Here is a 4,410-nt window from a genome sequence, read left to right as displayed (position 1 = left end):
GTGGTGAGCCTGTAGCAGGTTGGTGGGCCTGCAGCAGGTTGATGAGCCTGCAGCAGGTTGATGAGCCTGTCGAACCATGCTTGCAAAAAGCAACCAAGCTTGTCAATAGCAAGTGGAACTTCTCCTCCTTGCGACGGATGCCGCGGTCCCCATCTCCCCCTCTCGGCTCTCTCCGCTCGCTCAGGGAGCACGTAGCGTGGAGGTCATGGTGAGCACCGACGTCGCCCCGCGGCCCCGGCCGACGGCGAGAGAACTCCGCAACGACGTCGTGCTGGCGGCGGTCATCCTGGTGGGCGCGATCCTCAGTGCCGCCCTCTCCACGATCGCGGAGGTCTACGGCGACGAGCAGGCGCCCCTTCCGCTGGCCCTCGGCTACGCGGTCGTGCTGGCGGTGCCGCTGGCGGTGCGCCGGCGGTGGCCGGCCACGGTCGCCGTGATCGTCTCGGCCGCCTACTTCGCGGCGGTGACGCTGCACATCCCCGAGATCTATGTCGGCAACATCGCCATGTTCATCGCCCTCTACACGGTCGGCGCATGGTCGATCGACCGGCGCCGCGCGGCGATCGTGCGGATCGCGATCATCATCGGCATGTTCACATGGCTCATCATCTGGATGTACCAGGAGGCGATCGTTCAGGCAGATGAGCTGGATGTCGCGGCCGGGGCGCTCTCGCCGTACATCGCCTACATGCTCATCAACGCCCTCATCAACGTGCTCTACTTCGGCGGGGCGTACTACTTCGGCGAGCACGCGTGGGTGTCGGGCGTGCAGCGGGCGGCGCTCGAGCAGCGCACCCTCGACCTCGAGCGCGAGCGCGAGCTGACCGGAGCGCAGGCCGTGGCGCTCGATCGGGTGCGAATCGCTCGCGAGCTGCACGACGTCGTGGCGCATCACGTCTCGGTCATGGGCGTGCAGGCCGGTGCCGCGCGCGCGGTGATCGACCGCGACCCGGATGGTGCGAAGACCATGCTCGCGGCCGTTGAGGAGTCCGCTCGCGAGGCCATCCGCGATCTGCGGCACCTGCTCGAGACCCTGCGCACCGGCGATGCGGCCGAGCTCCCGATCGACGCGCCCTCGACGGTCGGCCTCGACGCGCTGCCCGAACTCATCGAGGCGTCGACCGCGGCCGGACTGCCCACGACCTTCACGGTCGTCGGGACGCCGACGCCGGTCGCGACGGTGGTGCAGGTCAATCTGTACCGCATCGCCCAAGAGGCCCTCACGAACGCACGGCGGCACGCCGGCCCGGGAGCGACGGCAGACGTGCGCCTGCGCTATGACCACCCCTCGGGGGTCGAGCTCGAGGTCGTCAACACCGGCCGGATCATCACCGGCATGCGCCCGGGGCTCGGGCAGCTCGGCATGCGCGAGCGCGCGACCGCCTCGGGCGGCACCCTCGAGCTCGCGCCGCGCGACCGAGGCGGGTTCCGCGTGCGCGTGCACGTGCCCACGGAGGCGCCGTCGATCGTCGGCGCCGGATCCTTGGCCGGCACAGGGCTCGCCCGGTGATCCGCGTGCTGCTGGTCGATGACCACGCCGTTCTGCGCGCGGGATTCCGCATGATCCTCGAAGCCCAGGACGACATGGCCGTCGTCGGCGAAGCCGCGACGGGCGCGCAGGCGGTGGCCGCGGCATCCGCTCTCCGCCCCGACGTCATCTGCATGGACGTGCAGATGCCCGACATGGACGGCATCACCGCGACGCGCGCGATCACCGCCGATCCCGGCATCCCGTCATCGGTCGTCATCGTCACGACGTTCGACCACGACGACTACCTCTTCGAGGCGCTCGATGCCGGCGCCAGCGGGTTCGTGCTGAAGAACGCCGGTCCGGAAGAGCTCGTGGCCGCGGTCCGCACGATCGCCGGCGGCGATGCGCTGCTCGCCCCGGAAGTCACGCGCCGGGTCATCGAGCGGTTCGCCGGCGTCGGCGCGCCCGCCCGCGCCACCGCATCCGCGGCTCCGGAACCGACCCCGCCGACGGCCGCGGCAATGGCCGTCCCGTCCGACCTCGAGCCCCTCGCCCTTCCCGACCACCTGCCCGACCCGCTCACCGAGCGCGAGGCGGAGGTGCTGCGGCTGATCGCCCAGGCGATGAGCAATTCGGAGATCGCCAGGCAGCTCTACATCGGCGAGGCCACGGTCAAGACCCACGTGTCGAAGGTGCTCCAGAAGCTCGGGGCGCGCGACCGCGTGCAGGCCGTCGTGTTCGCGCACCGGCGCGGGCTGAGCTGACGGCGGGCTGAGCTCATGCGGGCTGAGCTCACGCGGGGCTGAGCTCACGCGGGCTGAGCTCATGGACGAATCTCCGCCGCGCGGGGGATGCGTCGCCGGCACCCTCATCCCTAGCGTGGAGACATGACCACGGGACTGCTCGAACTGCACGGGATCACGAAACACTACGGCGCGCGTAAAGTGCTCGATGACGTCGGCTTCGACGTGTCGCCCGGCCGCCTCACCGGCTTCGTCGGCGGCAACGGCGCGGGCAAGACCACCACGATGCGCATCGTTCTGGGAGTGCTGGCGAAGGACAGCGGCGAAGTGCTGCTCGGCGGCTCGCCGGTGACCACCGCCGACCGCCGCCGGTTCGGCTACATGCCCGAGGAACGGGGCCTCTATCCGAAGATGAAAGTGCTCGAGCACATCGTCTACCTCGCGCGCCTGCACGGGTTCGAGAAAGGGGATGCCGCGACCCGGGCCACCGCGCTCCTCGAGGAACTGGGACTCGGCGAGCGCCTCCACGACAATGTCGAGACGCTCTCGCTCGGCAACCAGCAGCGCGCGCAGATCGCCGCCGCTCTGGTGCACGATCCCGAGGTGCTGATCCTCGACGAGCCCTTCTCGGGACTCGATCCCCTCGCCGTCGACGTGGTGGCCGGGGTCCTCCAGGCCCGCGCCGCACTGGGGACGTCCGTCATCTTCTCCTCGCACCAGCTGGATGTCGTGGAGCGCCTGTGCGACGACCTCGTGATCATCGCCGGCGGCACGATCCGCGCGGCGGGACCCCGTGACGACCTCCGAGCCCAGCACTCGACGCACCGCTACGAGCTCGTCTCGAGCGGCGATGCCGGGTGGCTCCGCGCCGAGGCCGGTGTCGAGGTCGTCGACTTCGACGGCGGCTATGCCGTATTCGACGTCGACGGCGACGCCACTGCGCAGCGCGTGCTGCGCCGTGCCGTCGAACAGGGGGATGTCGCAAGCTTCGCCCCCCAGCATCCGACCCTCGCCCAGATCTTCAAGGAGGTCATCCAGTGAGCACCCCGCTCCCCACCGCACCGCGCGCTCCGCGCGAAGTCGCGGGCATCTGGCTCGTCGCCGAGCGCGAGATCGGCGCCAAGCTACGCAGCAAGGCGTTCGTCATCTCGACGATCGTCCTGTTCGTGATCGCCCTCGCCACGATCGTGATCGGAGGCTTCGCCGCTCAGAACGCGGGCGACACCAAGGTCGCGGCCACCCCGGAGACCTCCGCCGCCGTCTCGAGCGTCGATGGGCTCGAGGTGACCGATGTCGCCGACCGGGCCGCCGCCGAGGCGCTGGTCGAATCCGGCGACGTCGAGGCCGCCGTCGTGGGCGACTCTGCGGCATCCGCGCCCTTCGACTTCGTCATCATCGCCAAAGACAGCCCGCCGACGTCGCTCATGATGAGCCTCGCCCAGGTTCCCGAGGTCGTGCTGCTCGAACCCGACGCCATCAACCCCGCACTGCGCTACTTCGTGGCGCTCGGATTCGGCCTTCTGTTCCTGCTCGCCGCATCGATCTTCGGCAGCACGATCGCCCAGAGCGTCGTGGAGGAGAAGCAGACCCGCGTCGTCGAGCTGCTCATCTCGGCCATCCCCGCGCGCACGCTGCTCGCCGGCAAGGTGATCGGCAACACCGTTCTGGCGATGGCTCAGATCCTGGGGCTCGCGGCGATCGCGGTCGTCGGGCTGATCGTCACCGACCAGGGCGAGCTGCTCGGAGGCCTCGGAGCGCCGATCCTGTGGTTCGCCATCTTCTTCCTGTTCGGATTCATCCTGCTCGCCGCCCTGTTCGCGGCGGCGGGGGCCATGGTGTCGCGGCAAGAGGACATCGGCTCGACGACCACGCCGATCACGATGCTCGTGATGGCGCCGTACTTCCTGGTGATCTTCTTCAACGACAACCCGACCGTGCTCGCGATCATGTCGTACGTGCCGTTCTCGGCCCCGGTCGGCATGCCGATGCGCCTGTACCTCGGCGAGGCTCAGTGGTGGGAGCCGTTGCTCTCGCTCGCCATCCTGATCGCGACGTGCGTCGCGGCGATCGCCGTCGGAGCGAAGATCTACGAGAACTCGCTGCTGCGCATGGGCGGCCGGGTCAAGCTGCGCGAGGCGCTTGCCGGCTGAATCTCGCTGGCCCGCTCACGACGAACGGACGCCCCGCCCCCGCGAT

4 protein-coding genes are annotated in these 4,410 nt (G+C 69.6%); all 4 read left to right on the top strand.

Annotated features, from left to right (window positions below; genetic code table 11):
* The first annotated feature begins 205 nt into the window (after positions 1-205).
* The 4 genes from VNT50_RS01285 (at position 206) to VNT50_RS01270 (ending at position 4,364) form a co-directional block, all read left to right on the top strand.
* A complete protein-coding gene (locus VNT50_RS01285) occupies positions 206-1,510 on the top strand; it encodes a sensor histidine kinase (RefSeq protein ID WP_325483303.1) in 1,305 nt (434 codons plus the stop codon).
* Positions 1,511-1,560: 50 nt separating this feature from the next.
* Entirely contained in the window at positions 1,561-2,235 is a 675-nt protein-coding gene (locus tag VNT50_RS01280; protein WP_414683922.1) for a response regulator, read from the top strand.
* A 135-nt stretch (positions 2,236-2,370) separates the two neighbouring features.
* Complete coding sequence (locus VNT50_RS01275; RefSeq protein ID WP_325483304.1) at positions 2,371-3,255, top strand: ABC transporter ATP-binding protein; 885 nt, start codon at positions 2,371-2,373, stop codon at positions 3,253-3,255.
* Positions 3,252-4,364, top strand: coding sequence for an ABC transporter permease (locus tag VNT50_RS01270; RefSeq protein WP_325483301.1), 1,113 nt, complete (start codon positions 3,252-3,254; stop codon positions 4,362-4,364). Before VNT50_RS01275 ends, VNT50_RS01270 begins: the two co-directional genes overlap by 4 nt.
* The last annotated feature ends 46 nt before the right edge of the window (positions 4,365-4,410 follow it).

The organism is Microbacterium sp., assembly GCF_035554235.1.
Lineage (GTDB): Bacteria > Actinomycetota > Actinomycetes > Actinomycetales > Microbacteriaceae > Microbacterium.
The sequence above is the reverse complement of the archived record's forward strand: the minus strand, read 5'-3'. Positions and strand labels throughout refer to the sequence as shown.

Bases quoted from the DNA above. Each gene is read 5' to 3' on its own strand.
- VNT50_RS01285 (WP_325483303.1), top strand. From the start codon at position 206: ATGGTGAGCACCGACGTCGCCCCGCGGCCCCGGCCGACGGCGAGAGAA.
- VNT50_RS01280 (WP_414683922.1), top strand. From the start codon at position 1,561: ATGATCCTCGAAGCCCAGGACGACATGGCCGTCGTCGGCGAAGCCGCG.